Here is a 19,461-nt window from a genome sequence, read left to right on the forward strand (position 1 = left end):
GGCGTTTTCTCCTCGGCGCGCGGCGCGGCCCGGTCCGGAAATTCGTGGGCGCGCAGTGTGGCCGATCCGCCCACGGCGCGCCGCGCGCCGGTTCACACTGGACTTGCCGTGTTGTTGCTGCGCGGCGAGTACTACCACCACCGCGGTAGCTCGGGGGCGACTGCCTCGGTCGGCTACAGCGCGGTCGGAACGTAGGACTTCCATGACACAGCTATCCTCCGCACCCACCGACTCCGCACCCGCTCTCCCGGCGGGCGCGTTCCCGCTCTCTGCCGCCCAGCGCGGGATCTGGTTCGCCCAGCACGTCGCGGGCGATACCCCGATTTCGATCGCCCAGTACATCGAGCTGGCCGGGCCGATCGACGCGAAGACCTTGGCGGGGGCGGCACGGCAAGCCGGACGCGAGTTCGGCACGGGGTACCTGCGGCTGATCGAGGTCGACGGACATCCGTTCCAGGTCGTCGATTCCACCCTGGACGACAGCATCCTCGAACTGGACCTGCGCGGGGAGCCGGACCCGGAGGCCGCAGCACACACCTGGATGCGCGCCGAATATTCCGCACCACTGGAACTGACCAGGGACCGGCTGGTGCGGATGGCACTGCTGCGGCTGGCCGACGAACGCTGGTACTGGTACTCACGCATCCACCACATCGTGCTCGACGGCATGGGCGCGCTGGCCATGGTGCAACGCACCGCCGAGGTCTACAACGCGGCCGTCGACGGTGCGCAGGCGCCGCCGTGCAAGGCCGAGGATCTGCGCCGCATCGTCGACGCCGACCTGGCCTATCGCAGCTCCGAGCGGTTCGCCGCCGACCGTGAATACTGGCGTGAGCATCTGGCCGGGATGGCCGATCCGGTGAGCCTGGCCGGGCGCACCGCCGAGGTGGACGCGCATCCGGCCCGCGTGGCGGGTGCGCTGCCGGCCGAGACGGCGGCGCTGCTGGACGAGGTTGCCGAGGCGGCGGGTTCCGGTATGGCGCCGACGGTGGTGGCCGCGTTCGCCGCCTACCTGTCGGCGCTGACCGGCGCCGCCGAAGTGGTGCTCAGCCTGCCGGTATCGGCGCGGATCACCGCCACGCTGCGGCGTTCGGGCGGGATGATCGCCAATGTGGTCCCGCTGCGGCTGAGCCTGTCGCCGGCCATGACGGTGGGTGCGACGATCCTTGCCGCGCAGAGCGAGCTGACCGGCGCGCTGCGGCGCCAGCGATACCGGCAGGAAGACATCGTCCGCGATCTGGGCTGGTCCATGGACGAGGCCGCGTCCTTCGGCCCGACGGTGAATCTGATGATGGCCGACACCAGGATCACGCTGGGCTCGGTCGTCGGCCGGCTCCATGTGCTCACCTCCGGATTGATCGACGATCTGTTCGTCAACCTGTATCCCGGTGTCGGCGGGGAGAGCACCCACATCGATTTCCAGGCCAACGCCAACCTCTACAGCGACACCGAGCTGGCGGCCCACCACGAACGGTTCCTGCTGTTCCTGCACCGATTCCTGGCGGCAGGGGTCGACGCACCGCTGGCCGCCATCGAGCCGCTGACCTACGCCGAGCAGGGCGAGCTGGTGCCCGCGCACGGCCCGGCCGGCGGCAGCAAGCGCACTTTGCCCGATCTCCTCGCCGCGGTGCGCGACCCGGCGGCGGTGGTACTGGTGGGTGGCGCGGCGCGGATGACCTACCGGGAGGTCGACGAGTACACCAACCGGCTGGCCCGAGTGCTGATCGCGGCCGGGGCCGGACCCGAACGCGGTATCGCCACGGCCATCCCGCGTTCGGTGGAATCGGTGCTGGCGATGTTCGCGATCGCGAAGACCGGCGCGGCGTTCGTGCCCATCGACCCCACCTATCCGGTGGACCGTATCGAGCACATGCTCGATGACAGCGGGGTGGTCGCCGGCGTCACGGTGGCCGACGCACGCCAAGCACTACCGCAGCACGTGGACTGGCTGGTGCTCGACGACTTGGCCACCGCCGAATCGGTGGCCGCGCAGGATCCGGCGCCGGTCCGGGACGCCGACCGGCGCGCACCGGTGCACCTGGATCAGGTCGCCTACATCATCTACACCTCCGGTTCCACCGGTCTGCCCAAAGGTGTGCTGGTCACCCATCGCGGTCTGGCCGATCTGGCCGCGGGCTCGGGTGCGGGCTTCGGCGTGGACTCCGATGCTGTTGTCGCCCATGCCGTCTCGCCCAGCTTCGACATCTCGGTGGAGGAGATTCTGATCGCCTACACCGCCGGTGCGACGCTGGTGGTCGTGCCGCCCGCCGCGTTCGCGGGCGAGGGGCTGGCCGAGGTGCTGCGCACCTTCGAGGTCACCCATCTCAATGTGACGCCGACGGTGGTGGGATCGCTGGATCCGGCGACGCTGCCGCGGCTGCGGACGGTGGTCGTCGGCGGTGACGCCTGCCCGCCGGAGCTGGTGACCACCTGGGCGGGCCGCGCGCTCATCAACGGGTACGGGCCGACCGAGACCACCGTCACCGCCACCCTCACCGCGCCGATGACACCCGGCGCCCCGGTCACCATCGGCAGCCCGGCCCGTGCGGTGCGTGCGGTGGTACTCGACCCGTGGCTGCGTCCGGTGGCGCCCGGCGCCGTCGGTGAGCTGTATCTCGCGGGCCCCGGGGTGGCGCGCGGCTATCACCGGCGGACCGGACTGACGGCGAGCAGGTTCGTCGCCGACCCCTACTCCCCCGGCGAGCGCATGTATCGCACCGGCGATCTGGTGCGCTGGATCGCGGCGCATGGGCGGCACGAGCTGGAATATCAGGGCCGCAGCGATTTCCAGGTCAAAATCCGTGGGTTCCGGATCGAACTCGGCGAAATCGATGATGCGCTGCAACGGCAACCGGGCGTGGAGTTCGCCTTGACCGTCGGAGCCGAAACACCCGCGGGCGCACCTGCTCTGGTGTCGTATGTGCTGGCCGCCGATGATGTGCATCCGGAGGCCCTGCGGGCGGCGGCGGGCCGGATCCTGCCCGCCTACATGGTGCCCGCGGTGGTCATGATGCTCGACCACGTCCCGCTCACGCCGCTCGGCAAGGTGGACCGGAAAGCACTGCCCGCGCCCGATTTCACCGTGAAGCAGACCACCGGCCGACCACCGTCCACTCCCGCCGAGCACACGCTCGCCGCCCTGTTCGCCGAGGTGCTCGGCCTGGACGCGGTCGGCGTCGACGACAGCTTCTTCGCCCTCGGCGGCGACAGCATCGTCTCCATCCAGCTGGTGTCGCGAGCCAAGGCGGCCGGGCTCGGGTTCAGCGCACGCGATGTGTTCGAGCGCAAGACGGTGGCCGCGTTGGCCGCTGTCGCCACCGAGGTGGCATCGGAGCGGGTGGACGAGTTGCCCGGTGGCGGGGTGGGAGCGGTGGATCTCACGCCGATCGTGTGGGCGATGGTGGAGCATGGGCGCCCGTGGCATCGGTTCGCCCAAGCGGTGCTGATCGGGCTGCCGGACGGGTTCACGAGGGATCGGTTGAGTGCGGCGCTGCGGACTGTCGTCGACCGTCACGATGTGATGCGGTCGACGTTGCGGCGGGTCGGCGATGAGTGGGAATGGGTTGTCGCCGAACCGGGTTCGGTGGATATCGACGCGTTGGTCGACGTCATCGAGGCCGGGCCGGAGCCCGCGACCACCTGCGAGCGCGCGCTCCAGGACGCCGCCGACCGGCTCGATCCCGAGGCCGGGGTTGTCGGGCGCTTTGTCATCATCGAGCACGGCGACGCCGAACCGCTGTGCTGGCTGGTGCTGCATCACCTGGTCACCGACGGCATCTCGTGGCGGATCCTGCTGCCGGATCTGGCCATCGCGGCCGCGGGTGGCGAGCTCGCGCCGGTGGGCACCTCGTTCCGGCGCTGGGCGCACGCCCAGACCGAGCAGGTCGCCGCCCGCGCGGCCGAACTTCCGGTGTGGCAACGCATCCTGTCGACCGACGATCCCGCGATCGGCCGCCGCGTCCTGGATCCCGCCGTCGACGTCGTCGCCACCATGGGCCGCCATCAGATGACGATCCCGGCCGACGTCGCCGATGCCGCGGTGACCACGGTGCCCGATCGTTTCCATTGCGGCGCCGACGATGTGCTGCTCGCCGCACTGACGCTGGCGCTGTGCCGATGGCGCAACCGCACCGGCGCGCTGATCACCCTCGAGGGGCACGGGCGGGCCGAGGAGATCCTGCCCGGCGCCGATGTCGCGCGCACCGTCGGCTGGTTCACCAGCGTGTACCCGGTGGCGATCGACTTGGCCGGTATCGACCTCGACGACGCGTTCGCCGGTGGGGCCGCCGCGGGCGCCGCGGTGAAGGCGACCAAGGAACAGTTGCGCGCGGTCCCGGACAAGGGCGTCGGCTACGGCATGCTGCGCTACCTCGACCCGCAAACCGCTGCCGCACTGTCGGATACACCGCAACCGCAGCTCGGATTCAACTACCTCGGCCGTGCCGGGACCGCCACCTCCGGCGCGTGGCTGCCGCGCCGCTTCGCCGCCACCCAGGACGAGCACGCACCGCTGCCCGCCGTGGTCGATATCAATGCCGTGCTGACCGCGGGCGGATTGGAGGTGACCTGGGACTACGCGAGCCACCTGCTCGATGCCGGCGAAGTGGCCGAACTCGCCGAGCTGTGGAGCGCGGCCCTGCGCGCGCTGGTCGCGCAGGCCCGGACACCGGGCGCCGGTGGGCGCTCGCCGTCGGACTTCGACCTCGTCACCCTCACCCAATCCCAGATCGACGACTGGGAGCGGCACTACCCCGGCCTGGTGGATGTGTGGCCGCTGTCGCCGTTGCAGTACGGGCTGCTGTTCCATGCCCGCTACGACTCCGATACCGCCGACGGCTACACGGTGCAGTCGCTGCTCACCCTCGCCGGCGTCGTCGACGCCGACCGGCTGCGCAGCGCCGCGCAGGCGCTGGTGGACCGGCACGAGAACCTGCGGGTGGCGTTCACCGAAACCGCGGACGGTCCACGTCAGTTGGTGCTCGGCGCGGCGGAGGTGGGCTGGCAGGAGATCGACCTCACCCATACCGCCGATGACGCCGAACGCGAGCGGGAACTGAGCAGGCTGATCGCCCTGGACGCGAACACCCGCTTCGATCTCACCCGTCCGCCGCTGCTGCGGTTCACCCTGATCCATCTCGCGCCGGACATCTACCGGTTGATCATGACCAACCACCACCTGGTGCTGGATGGCTGGTCGACGCCGCTGCTGGTGCGCGAGCTGCTGACGCTCTACGTCACCGCGGGCGACACCACCGCGTTCGCACCCGCCCGGTCCTACCGCGAATTCCTGGCCTGGCTGGCCGAACAGGATCAGGACGCCTCGATCCAGGCGTGGTCGCGCTACCTCGCGGGCGTCGACACCCCCACCCGGGTGGTCGCGTCGCTGGCCGATATCGAATCCCCGCGGACCGCCGAGATCTCCGCCGAACTCACCGCGCAAACCCTCGCCCGGCTCGAATCGGCGGCGCGCGACTGCGGGGCGACGGTCAACACGATGGTGCAGGCGGCGTGGGCCATGCTGCTGGCCATGCTCACCGGCCGCACCGACGTGGTGTTCGGCGGCACGGTGTCGGGCAGGCCGCCCGAACTCGCCGGCGTGGAGGACATGGTCGGGCTGTTCATCAACACCCTGCCCGTGCGGGTGCGGTTCGCGCCGGGCGAGTCGGTCGCGGACCTGCTCGCTCGCATCCAGGCCGATCAGGCCCGGCTGCTCGACCATCAGCATGTCGGGCTCGCCGCCATCCATCAGGCCGTCGGACTGCCCGAGCTGTTCGACACGCTGGCGGTATTCGAGTCGTATCCGATCGATCGGGAAGCACTATCGCAGGCCCTCGACATCGCCGGGATGCGGGTGCTCGATGTGGCGGGCACCGATGCCACGCCGTATCCGCTGAACCTCATGGTGATTCCGCTGCGCGGGCTCGACGGCCGCGATTCGCTGCGGATCACCCTGAAATACCTCGCCGACCACTTCGACGCGAGTGAGGCGGGCCCGCTGCTGGATCGTTTCGTCCGCCTGCTCATCCAGCTCGCCGACGATCCCCGGCGTCCGGTGGCGCGGTTGCGCTACTGCGACGACGTCGAACTCGCCGCGCTCGCACCGGTGCAGGGCCCGCCGTCGGCGCCGCAGCGGCCGCTGCCCGACATCCTCGCCGACGGCGCCCGCATCGACAGCGCCGCCATCGCGGTGGACGCGGGCGAGCTCACCATGAGCTACGGCGATCTCGATGCCTGGTCGAACCGGTTCGCCCGGGTGCTGCTGCGGCGCGGCGTCGGCCGCGAGGTGTTCGTGGTGCTGGCCTTGACCCGTTCGCTGGAGTCGGTGGTGGCGGTGTGGGCGCTGGCCAAGACGGGCGCGGCGTTCGTGCCGCTGGATCCGAGTCATCCGGTGGAGCGGATCGAGCACATGCTCACCGATTCGAAGGCACCGATCGGCGTCACCGTCACCGAGATCGGCGAGACCCTGCCCGGCACCATCGACTGGCTGCTGCTCGACGACCTGCCCACCATGCGCCGCGCCATGACCGTCTCGGCCGACCCGATCACCGACGACGAGCGCGGCGGCCCGATCGACCTGGACCAGACGGCGTACCTGATCTACACCTCCGGCTCGACCGGGAAGCCGAAGGCCGTCCTGGTGAGCCACCGCGGTATCGCGAATCTCGCTGCGGGCAAACGCGAATCGCTCGGTATCGACCCGTCGGCGGCGGTATTGCAGGTGGCCTCGCCGAGTTTCGACGCGTCGGTGTCGGAGCTGGTGATGGCCCACAGCGCGGGCGCGCGGCTGGTGGTCGCGCCGCCGCAGGTGTACGGCGGCAACGAACTCCAGCGCCTGCTGCGCACCCGGCGGGTCAGCCACGCGGTGATCACGCCGTCGGCGTTGGCCACCATGGAACCGACGGACCTGCCGCAACTACGGGTGCTGGCCGTCGCCGGAGAGGCCGCGACCCCGGAACTGATCGCGCGCTGGGCCCCGGACCGGCGCATGGTGAACGTCTACGGCCCCACCGAGTTCAGCGTGTGGGCGACCGGTCCCGCCGAACTCACCGCGGGAGCGCCGATCACCATCGGCGGGCCCATCCGTGGCGCGTCGGCGCTGGTGCTCGACACCTGGTTGCGTCCGGTGCCGGTCGGTGTCGCGGGCGAGCTGTACCTGGCCGGACCGGCGCTGGCCCGCGGCTACTTCAACCGGCCCGCCTTGACCGCGGGGCGGTTCGTCGCCTATCCGTCGGGCGATCCGGGCGAGCGGATGTACCGCACCGGCGACATGGTGCGGTGGGTGCGCGACGGCGACTCCGAGGTTGCGCTGGAGTATTTGGGGCGCAGCGATTTCCAGGTGAAGATCCGTGGTCTACGCATCGAACTCGGCGAGATCGACGCGGTGCTGTCGGCGGTCGAGGACGTCGAGTACGCGGTCACCATCGGCCGGGCCGGACCGGCCGGGGCGACGGTGCTGGTGTCGTATGTGCTGCCCGTGACCGGTACGACGCTGGACCCGGAACAGCTGCGTGCCCGGGTCGCCGCCGAACTGCCCGGCTACATGGTGCCCGCCTATCTGGTGGTGCTGGACGAGATCCCGTTGACGCCGGTCGGCAAGCTGGATCGCGCCGCCCTGCCGGTGCCGGATTTCGCCGCGGCCCGCCGGCCCTACCTCGCGCCGCACGGGCCGGTGGAGCAGGCCGTCGCCGAGGTCTTCGCCGACGTGCTCGGCAGCGAACGGGTCGGTGCCGACGAGTCGTTCTTCGAACTCGGCGGCAATTCCCTCAGCGCGACCAGGGTGGTGGCGCGGGTCAACGCGGCGCTCGGCTCGACCATCGCGCTACGTGACCTGTTCGACGCGCCGACCGTCGCCCAGCTGTCGGCCCGGATCGTGCCCGCCACCGACGGCGCGCGCGGCCGGTTCGTGCTCGCGCCACGGGTGCGCCCGGACCGGGTGCCGCTCTCGCCCGCCCAGCAGCGCATGTGGGTGCTCAACCGGATGGATCCGGCGTCGGCGGCCTACACCATCGCCGTCGCGCTGCGCCTGAGCGGCGACCTCGATCTCGCCGCCCTGCGCCGGGCACTCGGCGATGTGGTGGCTCGGCACGAGAGCCTGCGCACGATCTATCCCGCCGACGCCGAAGGCCCGCGTCAGGTCGTGATCGGCGCCGAGATCGCCACACCTGCGCTCGAGATCACCAATACCGATGACGGTGCCGCGCTGCGGGTCCGCATCGCGGAGCTGACCGGGGCCGGGTTCGACATCACCGAACAGCCGCCGCTGCGGCTCGGCCTGTTCCGCCTGATCGGCACGGCCGAACCGACGCATGTGCTGGTGCTGGTGGTGCATCACATCAGCGCCGACGGGTTCTCCATGGCGCCACTCGCCACCGATCTGATGGCCGCCTACGCCCGTCATCGGTCGGTTCCGGTGGGTGCGCCGTCGACGGAGACCGCCGCCGAAGAGGCGCCACTGCCGGTGCAATACGCCGACTTCGCCCTGTGGCACCGCGAGCTGCTCGGCGACGAATCCGATCCGGAATCGCTGGCGGCCCAGCAGATCCGGTACTGGACCGACACCCTCGCCGGCGCACCCGATGTGCTCGATCTGCCCACCGACCGGCCGCGTCCTGCGGTGCAGTCGATGCGCAGTGCGGATGTGCCGCTCACCATCGACGCCGCGCTGCATCGCCGGCTCACCGAACTCGCCGCGACCACCGAGACCAGCGTGTTCATGGTGTTGCACGCGACACTGGCGGCCGTCCTCGCCCGGCTCGGCAACACCGGCGACATCGTCATCGGCACGCCTGTGGCCGGTCGTGGCGATCAAGCGCTGGACCGGCTGGTCGGCATGTTCGTCAATACGCTGGCGCTGCGCACACCGGTGGATCAACGGCTCGGTTTCGCCGAGTTCCTCGCCTCGGTGCGTGGGCGGGACTTGGACGCGTTCGCCGCGGCCGATGTGCCCTTCGAGCGGCTGGTGCAGATTCTGGATCCGCCACGCTCGACGGCGCATCACCCGATCTTCCAGGTGTCGCTGTCGCTGCAGAACTTCGTCGAACCGGTGCTCGAGCTGCCGGGCCTGCGGGTGGAGGTGCAGGACTTCCAGCGCGACACCGCGCAATTCGACCTCATCCTCGATCTGCGCGAACGCTTCGGTCCCGGCGGGCCCGAGGGTGTGCAGGGGCTGCTGACCTACGCCACCGACCTGTTCGAACCCGACACCGCCGCGACGCTGGCCCGGCGGTGGGTGCGGCTGCTCGCCGCCGTCGTCGACGACCCCGAAGTCGTGCTGGCCGAGGTCGAGCTGCTCGATGAGGCCGAACGCGCCGAGCTGGTGCCGGTGCACGGGCCCGTCAGCGCGGGGACCAGCACCCTCGCGCAGATCCTGGCCCGCTCGGCGCAGCGATATCCGGACCGTCCGGCGGTCGTCGCCGACGGAAAGGTCAGGACCTACCGCGAACTCGATGCCGACTCCGACCGGCTCGCCGCCGAGCTTATGGCCGCCGGGGCGGGGCCGGAAACTGTGGTGGCCCTGGGTATGCCACGATCTGCCGCACTGCTCACGGCGCTCTGGGCCACCGCGAAAACCGGGGCCGCGTTCCTTCCGGTCGACCCGAAACATCCCGTGGACCGGATCGAGCACATGCTCGGCGATTCCCGGGCCCGGCTCGGCGTCACGGTCGCCGCCCACCGGCACGCCCTGCCCGACAGCACGCACTGGATCGTCCTGGACGACCTGCCCGCATCGGATGCGGCGCCGGGTCCCCTCGTCGAGTCGCACCCGGATCAGCCCGCCTGGCTGATCTACACCTCCGGCTCGACCGGCACGCCGAAGGGCGTCACCGTCACTCATCGTGGGCTCGCCGATCTCGTTGCCACGCAAGCCGAACTGCTCGGGCTGGACGAGCGGGCCCGCGTCCTCCAGGTGGCCTCGCCGAGCTTCGATGCCTCGATCTTCGAGGCGTTGATGGCGTTCGGATCGGGGGCGGCCGCGGTCGTCGCGCCGCCGGAGGTCTACGGCGGCAGCCCGCTGGCCGAGCTGATCGACACCGCGCAGGTCACCCATTTGGTGATCACGCCCTCGGCACTGGCCACCGTCGACGCCGACGCCGTCTCGAGCGTCCGGATGCTGGCGGTGGCGGGCGAGGCCGTGGGCGCCGAGCTGGTCGAGCGCTGGTGCAGCGGACCGCATCGGCGAATGCTGAACCTCTACGGTCCCGCCGAATTCACCATCTGGGCGAGCGCGTCGCGGCCGCTGCTGCCCAACGCGCCCGTCACCATCGGCACACCCATTCGCGGGGCGGCGGTGCTGGTGCTCGACGATCACCTGCGCCCGGTCCCGGTGGGTGTCGCGGGCGAGCTGTACCTGACCGGTCCCGCGGTGGCGCGCGGCTATCACAACCGCCCCGGCCTCACCGCCGCGCGCTTCGTCGCCGATCCGTTCGGCGCGCCCGGCACTCGCCTGTACCGCACCGGCGACCTCGCGCGCTGGGTGCGTACCAGCACGGGCCCGGTGGAGCTGGAATACCTGGGCCGCACCGACTTCCAGATCAAAGTACGCGGCCAGCGGGTCGAGCTCGGCGAGATCGATGCGGTGCTCGGCCGCGCCGATGGCGTCGACTTGGCCGTCACTCTCGGCGTCCCCGGTCCCACCGGATCCACGGCACTCGCGGCCTACCTGGTGCGCGCGCCGGGCGCCGAGATCGACGTGGCCGCGGTGCAGGCGTTCGCCGCCGACATCCTGCCCTCGTACATGGTGCCCGCGGCATTCGTCGTGCTGAACGAGATACCGCGCACCGCCGTTGGCAAATTGGATCGCGACGCGCTGCCCGCGCCGGACTTCGCCACCGAGCAGACCGCCTACCGGCCGCCGCGCACCCCGACCGAGCAGGCCCTTGCCGAGATCTTCGCCGAACTGCTCGGCCGGGAACGGGTGGGCGCCGACGATTCGTTCTTCGCGCTCGGCGGCGACAGCATCCTGGCCATCCAGCTGGTGTCGCGGGCGAAACTACGCGGCATCGCCTGCACGCCGTTGCAGGTATTCGAACATCGCACCGTCGCGGCGCTGGCCGCGGCCGCCGATGCGGCAGGGCCCGCGGTCACGCTGGCGGAGCTGCCCGGCGGCGGTGTCGGCGAGCTGCCGCTCACACCGATCGTGCGTTACATGATCGAACGTGGCGGCGACTTCGGCCGGTTCGCCCAGACCGCGGTGCTCGAGCTGCCCCCGGGCATCGACCGCGATCAGCTGGTCGCGACACTCACCGCCGTCGTCGACCGGCACGACATGCTGCGCTCACGGCTGCGCCATCACGGTACGGACTGGCAGTGGAGTGTCGCGGCCCCCGGCGGGGTCGACGTCGGCGCGCTCCTACACCGGATCACCTTCGACGCCGGGGCGGACACTGTCGAGTTGCACGAATTCGCGGTGACCGAACTGGATTCGGCGCTGCACCGGCTCGACCCGGCCGAGGGCGTCATCGCACAGTTCCTCTGGCTGGATCCGGTGGGCGCGGCCGGTGCCAGGACCGCATCGGGCCGGTTGATCGTCATCCTGCATCACCTCGCCGTCGACGCGGTGTCCTGGCGCATCCTGGTGCCCGACCTGATCGCGGCATGGGCGCAGGTCAGCACCGCAGCCACCCCGGTGCTCGCCGAGACCGGCACCTCCATGCGCCGCTGGTCGTACGCGCTGACCGAGCAGGCCGGCACCGAGCACCGGATGGCCGAACTCGACTACTGGCGTGCGGTCGTCGACGGCCCCGACCCGCTGCTCGGCCCGCGCGCGCTGGATCCGGCGATCGACCTGTCCGACACCTTGCGCACCATCGAGGTGGACGTTTCCGCCGAAATCACCGCCGCCCTGCTCACGAATCTGCCGCGGCTGTCGGGCGGCGGCGTCAACGACGGTCTACTCGCCGCGCTCGCCCTGGCCCTGGTGCGCTGGCGGTCTCGTCGCGGCGTCACCGAACCCACCGCGCTGATCCGGCTCGAAGGCCACGGCCGGCAAGAGGAAGTCGTTGCGGGGGCGGACCTGTCGCGGACCGTCGGCTGGTTCACCAGCCTGTATCCGGTGCGCTTGGCGCTGACCGGCGTCGACGTCGACGAGGCGTTCGCCGGTGGTCACGCGATGGGCGCCGCGCTGCGGGCGGTCGAACGCACGCTGCGCGCGGCGCCGGACAAGGGCATCGGCTTCGGTCTGCTGCGCTACCTGAATCCCGAGACCGCGCAGCGTCTTCCGCGCGAGCTGCCCGGACAGATCGCGTTCAACTATCTCGGCCGGTACTCCACCGGCGACATCCCGGCCGGCCTGGAGGGCCTGGGCTGGCTGCCGACCGACGATCTCGGCGAGCTGCCCGCCCCCGAGCATCCCGATGTCCCGCTGATGTCGGCGCTCGCGGTGGATTCGGTGGTCATCGGCGACCGGTTGCACGCGACATTCGGCTATCCACGCACTCTGCTCGACGGCGCCGTCGTCACCGAACTGGCGCAACTGTGGATCGACGCGCTCGGCGCCCTCGCGACCTACGCGGCGTCACCGGAGGCCCAGCTCACCGAAGCCGCACCGCAGGCGCCCGCCCAGGCGTCGGGTCTCGGCCTGGACGTGCTGCTGCCGATCCGCCCCGACGGCAACGAACCCGCGCTGTTCTGCGTCCACCCATCGTCCGGGATGGCCTGGAGTTACCTCGGTTTCGCCGAACGGCTGCGGCCGGGCCGTCCGATCTACGGGCTCCAGGCGCCCGATCTGTCCGGTCGCGAACCCTCGGCGCGCTCCATCGACGAATTCGCCGACCGCTATATCCGCGAGATCCGCACCATTCAGCCCGATGGGCCCTACCACCTGCTCGGCTGGTCCTTCGGCGGACTCATCGCCCACAATATGGCGGCGAAACTGCGCGCCCAAGGCGCACAGGTGGGCGTGGTAGCGCTGCTGGACGCCGACACCGCCGATATCGACGGCGACAGCATCGAGCAACTCACTCCCGGCGGCTTCGTCAACAGTTTCGGCGCCGTCTTCGGCATCGACAACGTCCCGGCCGAGGCCACCGCGCAGGAAGCGGCCGCACTGATCCGGGAACGCTTCGGCGGCGTCTCGATCATCGATGCCACCACCATCGAACGCATGGCGGCCTCCTACAACGCCTCCGCGCGCACCCGCACCGGCTACCGCCGTCCGCGCTACGACGGCGACCTGGTGTATTTCAGCGCCACCGTCGACAGCTCCGGCATCTTCGGACCCGAGGGCTGGCGGCCGCATGTGGCCGGGACCATCACCAACCACGACGTCGACGTCACCCATGACGAAATGACCACCCCCTACGCGCTGTCGATCATCGCGCAGGTGCTCGATACCCATCTGGGAGGCCAGCAATGAGTTCCGACCAAGGCGTCCTCGTCGAAGGCCTCGAGAAATCCTTCGGCGCCGTCCACGCCCTGCGCGGCGTCGACTTCCACGCCGCACCCGGCGAGGTACTCGGCATCCTCGGCCCCAATGGCGCGGGCAAGACGACGACGGTGAACATCCTGTCCACCCTGATCCCGCCGGATCGCGGACGCGCGGTGGTCGCCGGCCACGATGTGGTCGCCGACCCGGCCGCGGTGCGCCGATCCATCATGCTGACGGGCCAGTACGCCGCCCTCGACGACATGCTCAGCGGCTATGAGAACCTGGTCATGTTCGGCAGGCTGATGGGCTTGCGCAAACGCGCCGCCCGCGCCCGCGCCGACGAACTGATCGCCGCTTTCGACCTGGTCGCCGCGGCGGGCCGGCGGGTCGGCACCTATTCCGGCGGTATGCGCCGCCGCATCGATATCGCCTGCGGGCTGGTGGTGCGCCCGGATGTGGTGTTCCTGGACGAACCGACCACCGGCCTCGATCCGCGCAGCCGGCAGGGAGTCTGGGATCTGGTCGGCGGTTTCCAGCGGGCCGGCATCACCACCCTGCTCACCACTCAGTACCTGGAAGAGGCCGACGCGCTCAGCGACCGGATCATCGTCATCGATCACGGCGTGGTGATCGCCGCCGGCACCGCCGACGAACTCAAGGCCCGCACCGGCGGCAGCTACTGCGAGGTCGTGCCGCTGGATCTCGGTGATCTGCCGGCCATCGCCGACGCGCTCGGTTCGCTGCTGCCGGAAGTCAATCGGGCGATGTTCACCACCGAATCCGATCGCATCGCGATCCCCGCCCCCGAGGGTGCGAAAACGCTGGCGGAGGCGCTGCGGCGGCTGGACGCGGCCGGGGTCGAACTGGTCGATATCGCGCTGCGCCGCCCGTCGCTCGACGATGTGTTCCTCCAGCTCACCGGCCACCTCGCCGGCACCGAATCCGAGCCGGAACCCGAACCCGCTGCCGCACAGGCATTGCCATGACGTCCGCCGTCTGGTTGACGGGTGCGCGGGCCCGGCCGGTCACCACCGCCCAGTGGTGGGTGCTCACCGCCCGTTTCGTCGTGCCATCGGTGAAGTCCGGAGAAGTGCTCTCCTCGATACTCGCCCCGGCGGCCTTCACCGCCAGCTTCTATCTACCGCTGAAAACCGTGATGATGTTCGCAGGCACCGGATTCAGCAGCTACGCCCAGTTCATGATGCCGATCGTGATCCTGCAGGCGGCCGCGTTCACCGCCATCTCGGCGGCGTTCCGGTCGGCCACCGACGCCGTCGCCGGACTCAACCGGCGCTTCGGCGCCATGCCGATCAACCCGTTCGTCCCGGTCGCGGCGCGCATGTCGGGCAACATCTTCCGGTTGGTGATCGCGCTCACCACAGCGCTGGTGTGCGGGTACGTCATCGGGTTCCGGTTCCGCCTCGATGCCGTGCATACGCTGGGGTTCGTGGTGTTCGCGCTGCTGGTCGGCATCGCGCTGACCCTGGCGGCCGACGTCATCGGCACGCTGTCGAAAAGCCCGGAAGCCACCACGCAGGCGCTGGTGCTGCCGCCGTTGATCCTCGGCATGCTCTCCACCGGACTCGCACCCGCGGCCCAGTTCCCGGAATGGGTGCAGCCGTTCGTGCGCAATCAGCCGGTCTCCCAGTTCGTCATCGCGTTGCGCGCCCTGGCCGGCGACACCCTCGGCAACGCCGGCGAGGTGTCGTGGTCGCTGATGGCGCCGCCGCTGGCCTGGGTCGTCGGCATCCTCGCGGTCTGCGCGCCGGTGGCGGTGCGGCTGAGTGCGCGGAGGCGATGATGACCCTGCCCGCCGCCCGCCCCGCCGACCTGCGCGCCGCACCGGAAACCTCGGCCGCCGCGCTGGTCCGGCACACCGTCATCCAGACCCAGCGGCTGCTGCTGCGCTGGGCCCGCAACCCGATCACCCTGCTGGAAACCCTGCTCATCCCCTGTCTGCTGCTGCTCATGCTCGACATCGTGGTGGGCGGGCAGATCCAGAAGTTCACCGGTCAGGACGCGCTCTACGGTTCGGTGCCGATGGTCGCCGTCGTCGGGGCGCTGTCCGGCGCGGTGGCCGGCGGCGTGCTGCTCGGTCGCGAGCGTGACGCCGGATTGCTCGCCCGGTTCTGGGTGCTGCCGGTGCATCGCGCCTCGGGTCTGGCGTCGCGGATCCTGGCCGAGGGCTGCCGGATCTTCGCCGGGACCGTCATCGTCGTGCTCGTCGGCTACCTGCTGGGTTTCCGCTTCCAGCAGGGCTTGGCCGCGACGGTCGCGTTCCTGCTCGTGCCCACACTGTTCGGCCTGGCCTTCGCCACGGTGGTCACCGCCGTCGCCGTCTACACCGCCAAAGCCACCCTGGTGGAGGCCATTACGATCCTCACCTCGCTGATGATGTTCTTCAGCACCGGCTTCGTCCCGCTGGCCGCCTACCCGCAATGGCTGCAACCGATCGTGCACAACCAGCCCATGTCGACCGCCGTGGATACGATGCGCGCCCTCGCCCAGGGCGGTGAACTGGCCCGGCCGCTCACCCTGACCCTGATGTGGTCGGCCGCCGCGATCGTGCTGTTCGCGGTACCGGCCACCATCGGATACCGGCGCGCCAGCAGGCGGTGACGCTGCCGACCGAACAGGTGGCCGGCCGCCGGGAACCCAAAGGTGGTACCCATCGCAGCCGGATAATGGAGCACCCCGCGCCGGCCGGGGCACATCCGATACACCCCAACCTGCGGGTCCGGCAAATCCTCCGCGATCGCGCGCGACGCACCAGGCACCGATGCACGCCCCGGTCCGGCGATGGCGGACAATGGGGCGCACGGCAGCGGCCGCCACAGCTCCCCATCGGCTCGGTGAGGATGGCCGCTCGACACAAGGTGTTGTGTTGTCCGGAGTTGTCACACACAAGGAGTAGTGTTCCGAGTGTAGGGAATTCCGTGACAGCAGCGTGCTCGGATGTGCGCGGGAAAGGCGTGGAGGCAGGATGAAACTGATCGATCGGGTGTCGGCCATCAACTGGAATCGGGTGCCCGACGAGAAGGATGCCGAGGTCTGGGACCGGCTGACCGGCAACTTCTGGCTGCCGGAGAAGGTGCCGGTGTCCAACGACATCCCGTCGTGGAACACCTTGACCGCCGACGAGAAGCAGCTGACCATGCGGGTCTTCACCGGCCTCACCCTGCTCGACACCATTCAGGGCACGGTCGGCGCGGTGAGCCTGATCCCCGATGCGCTCACCCCGCACGAGGAGGCGGTGCTCACCAACATCGCGTTCATGGAATCGGTGCACGCGAAGAGCTACAGCTCGATCTTCTCCACGCTGTGCTCCACCCGCGAGATCGACGATGCCTTCCGCTGGTCGGAGGAGAACCGCAACCTCCAGCGCAAGGCCGAGATCGTGCTCGACTACTACCGCGGCGATGAGCCGCTCAAGCGCAAGGTCGCCTCCACCCTGCTGGAGAGCTTCCTGTTCTACTCCGGCTTCTACCTGCCGATGCACTGGTCCTCGCGGGCCAAGCTCACCAACACCGCCGACATGATCCGGCTGATCATCCGCGACGAGGCGGTGCACGGCTACTACATCGGCTACAAGTACCAGAAGGGCCTCGAGCAGGTCACCCAGGCCGAACGCGACGAGCTCAAGAACTACACCTTCGAGCTGCTGTTCGAGCTCTACGACAACGAGGTCGAATACACCCAGGACCTCTACGACGAGGTCGGCCTCACCGAAGACGTCAAGAAGTTCCTGCGCTACAACGCCAACAAGGCGCTGATGAACCTCGGCTACGAAGGCCTGTTCCCCAAGGACGAAACCGAAGTCAACCCGGCCATCCTGTCGGCGCTCTCGCCGAACGCCGACGAGAACCACGACTTCTTCTCCGGTTCCGGTTCCAGCTACGTCATCGGCAAGGCCGTCAATACCGAAGACGAAGACTGGGAGTTCTAGAACCGGCGGTCTGCTCGAGCCCGGCGTCCACGATTCGATCGTGGCGTCGGGCTCGAGTTATTTTGTCCGAAAGACCGGTCCCCCTCGGTGGGTCGGCGTCCACCCGAGGGAGTTTCGTTGTTGCGTCGCCTGGCAATCGTTGCCGCAGTAGTGATCGGCGGCGCGGGCTGTCAGCAGCAGAGCGCGTCGAGCCCGGTCGATGAGATCTGGTTCACCCCCGCCGTCTCCGAGGCGCAGGTTTCCGAAGTGTTCCAGCGTATTCGCACGGTCGATCCGTGTGCGCTGGTGCCGCGTTCGGCGCTGGAAGAACAGGGCACGGTCGACGACGTGCAGGTCGGCGGGCAGACGATCCATGGCTGCCGGGCAAACCTCGATGCCGCCGGATCGCCGGTCGAGGCCACCTGGTCGCTGGCGTGGGCGCCGGCCTCCAGCTCGGTGCGAGAGACCAGGCTGGTGGGTGAGGTCAAGGTCGAGGTGCTCTCACCGGAGGATCTCGGGTCCACCGCGGAGCCGAAACAGTGCTGGGTGACCGCGGAATTCCCGTCGATGGCACAGATCGTGCTGACGGTGCAGGCACCGACTCCGGCCGACCCCTGCGCGATCGCCAACGCGCTGATCGACACGGCGATCGAGCAGCTGCCGGACAGCCCCGGTTACGGCACCTCACCGGATTCGGTGCGCACCGTGCTCACCGGCGCCGACCCGTGCGAGGCGCTGCCCAAGCTCGCCGCCACCCCGCTGCCGGTGCACGACTATCAGACCGCCCAGACCTGCCGGTTCGGCACCGCGGACGCGCCGACCGCCATCGAATACGGCTACCAGGCCGAAGACGAGATCCGCCGCGACCAGACCATCACGGTCGACAACCGCACCGTCTACGTCGCCCGCGTCGGCGGTGGTCAATTCGTCGGCTACACCTTCGCGGTGGGCCCGGAGTTGCCCGGCGGCGCGCTGCCCGTCATCACCGTGCTCGGCAAGAACCAGCCGGAGGTCGAGCGGGCCCGCGACCAGCTGATGACCATGTATCCGCTGCCCTGAGCGCGGCTCTAGATTCCGAGCACCAGCTTCGCGGTGGTGAAGTAGATGATCAGGCCGGTCGCGTCGACCAGCGTGGTCACCATCGGCGCCGACACCACGGCCGGGTCGATCCGCAACCGCTTGGCCAGCAGCGGCATGGTGCCGCCGATCGTCGCCGCCCACCCGCAGATGATGATGAGCGTGACGCCGACGACCACCGCGATGCGCGGGCCGACGAAGAAGGCGCCGATCACCACACCCGCCCCGGCCAGCATGGCGCCGAGCACCAGCCCCACCCGGCATTCCCGCCAGATCACCTTCAGCAGGTCGCTGCCACGCACTTCGCCGACCGCGAGCGCGCGCACGCATGCCGTCGCGGCCTGCGCGCCGGCATTGCCGCCCGCTCCGATCAGTAGCGGGATGAACAGCGCGAGCTGCGCGGCCTGTTCGAGGGTGCCCTCGAAGAAATCGGTCACGCTGACGGTCAAGGTCGCCGCCAGCAGCAACAGCAGCAGCCACAGCGCCCGGTAACGCGCGAGCTGGAAGACGCCCGCGGCCATGTAGTGGCCTTCCCAAGGCGAGGAACCGGACTGCTTGGCGACGTCCTCGGTATCGGCGGCCTCGATGACCTCCACCGCGTCGTCGAAGGTCAGCAGCCCGACGAGACGGTCCTCACTGTCGACGACGGGCAGGTTGAGGTCGTTGGTCTCGCGCATCAACCGGGCGGCCTTCTCCGCGGAGTCGGTGGCGCGCACGAACGCCGGCTCGGTGACGACGAGATCGGCCACCATCGTCTCCGGGCTGCTGAGCACCAGCTCCCGCAGTTCCACGATGCCGCGCAACCGGCGTCCGGTATCGACCACGGGCAGGGTGTAGACGGTTTCGGCGCCCGCACCCTTGAGCTGCACGGTGCGCAACGCTTCGGCAACGGTCAGATTCCCCGGCAGCGCAACGACTTCCGGCGTCATGTACCGGCCGACCGAGCCCTCCGGGTAGCCGAGCAGCGCGGCGGTCATCCGGCGCTCGCGCGGGCTCAGGCCGGCCAGCGCCTTCTTGGCGACCTTGGCCGGCGCCTCGCGCAGCATCCGCGCGCGGTCGTCGGGTGCCATGGCCTCGACCAGCTCCCGGAAAC

The 19,461-nt window shown here is 70.0% G+C and carries 7 protein-coding genes; 6 read left to right on the forward strand and 1 reads right to left on the reverse strand.

Going from position 1 to position 19,461, the window contains the following annotated elements; all coding sequences use genetic code 11:
* Nucleotides 1-202: 202 nt before the first annotated feature.
* The 6 genes from RJ05_RS17800 to RJ05_RS17825 all read left to right on the forward strand — a co-directional run bounded on the left by RJ05_RS17800 (nt 203) and on the right by RJ05_RS17825 (nt 18,350).
* Nucleotides 203-13,354 (forward strand): non-ribosomal peptide synthetase, encoded by a 13,152-nt coding sequence (locus RJ05_RS17800; protein ID WP_036538635.1) that lies wholly within the window; start codon nt 203-205, stop codon nt 13,352-13,354.
* Nucleotides 13,351-14,352, forward strand: coding sequence for an ATP-binding cassette domain-containing protein (locus RJ05_RS17805; protein WP_036538638.1), 1,002 nt, complete (start codon nt 13,351-13,353; stop codon nt 14,350-14,352). Before RJ05_RS17800 ends, RJ05_RS17805 begins: the two co-directional genes overlap by 4 nt.
* The gene (locus tag RJ05_RS17810) at nt 14,349-15,167 is read left to right on the forward strand and encodes an ABC transporter permease (RefSeq protein WP_036538640.1); all 819 of its coding nucleotides are present in this window, start codon (nt 14,349-14,351) and stop codon (nt 15,165-15,167) included. Before RJ05_RS17805 ends, RJ05_RS17810 begins: the two co-directional genes overlap by 4 nt.
* Nucleotides 15,164-15,985: an ABC transporter permease gene (locus RJ05_RS17815; protein ID WP_036538642.1), complete on the forward strand. Its 822-nt coding sequence runs from the start codon at nt 15,164-15,166 to the stop codon at nt 15,983-15,985. Before RJ05_RS17810 ends, RJ05_RS17815 begins: the two co-directional genes overlap by 4 nt.
* A gap of 364 nt (nt 15,986-16,349) precedes the next feature.
* Nucleotides 16,350-17,312, forward strand: coding sequence for a class 1b ribonucleoside-diphosphate reductase subunit beta (gene nrdF, locus RJ05_RS17820; protein ID WP_014352279.1), 963 nt, complete (start codon nt 16,350-16,352; stop codon nt 17,310-17,312).
* Between the two features lie 120 nt (nt 17,313-17,432).
* Nucleotides 17,433-18,350 (forward strand): hypothetical protein, encoded by a 918-nt coding sequence (locus tag RJ05_RS17825; protein ID WP_138445671.1) that lies wholly within the window; start codon nt 17,433-17,435, stop codon nt 18,348-18,350.
* 8 nt (nt 18,351-18,358) lie between these two features.
* Here the strand turns inward: RJ05_RS17825 and mgtE are convergent.
* Nucleotides 18,359-19,461, reverse strand: a 1,103-nt coding sequence (gene mgtE, locus RJ05_RS17830) for a magnesium transporter (protein WP_036538646.1), incomplete at its 5' end; no start/stop codon positions are given.

The sequence above is a fragment of the Nocardia cyriacigeorgica NBRC 100375 genome (assembly GCF_000308555.1).
Lineage (GTDB): Bacteria > Actinomycetota > Actinomycetes > Mycobacteriales > Mycobacteriaceae > Nocardia > Nocardia cyriacigeorgica.

What these genes read in the sequence shown, in the direction of transcription:
- RJ05_RS17815 (WP_036538642.1), top strand. Translation starts at nt 15,164, where the DNA reads ATGATGACCCTGCCCGCCGCCCGCCCCGCCGACCTGCGCGCCGCACCG.
- RJ05_RS17810 (WP_036538640.1), top strand. Translation starts at nt 14,349, where the DNA reads ATGACGTCCGCCGTCTGGTTGACGGGTGCGCGGGCCCGGCCGGTCACC.
- RJ05_RS17800 (WP_036538635.1), top strand. Translation starts at nt 203, where the DNA reads ATGACACAGCTATCCTCCGCACCCACCGACTCCGCACCCGCTCTCCCG.
- RJ05_RS17805 (WP_036538638.1), top strand. Translation starts at nt 13,351, where the DNA reads ATGAGTTCCGACCAAGGCGTCCTCGTCGAAGGCCTCGAGAAATCCTTC.
- nrdF (WP_014352279.1), top strand. Translation starts at nt 16,350, where the DNA reads ATGAAACTGATCGATCGGGTGTCGGCCATCAACTGGAATCGGGTGCCC.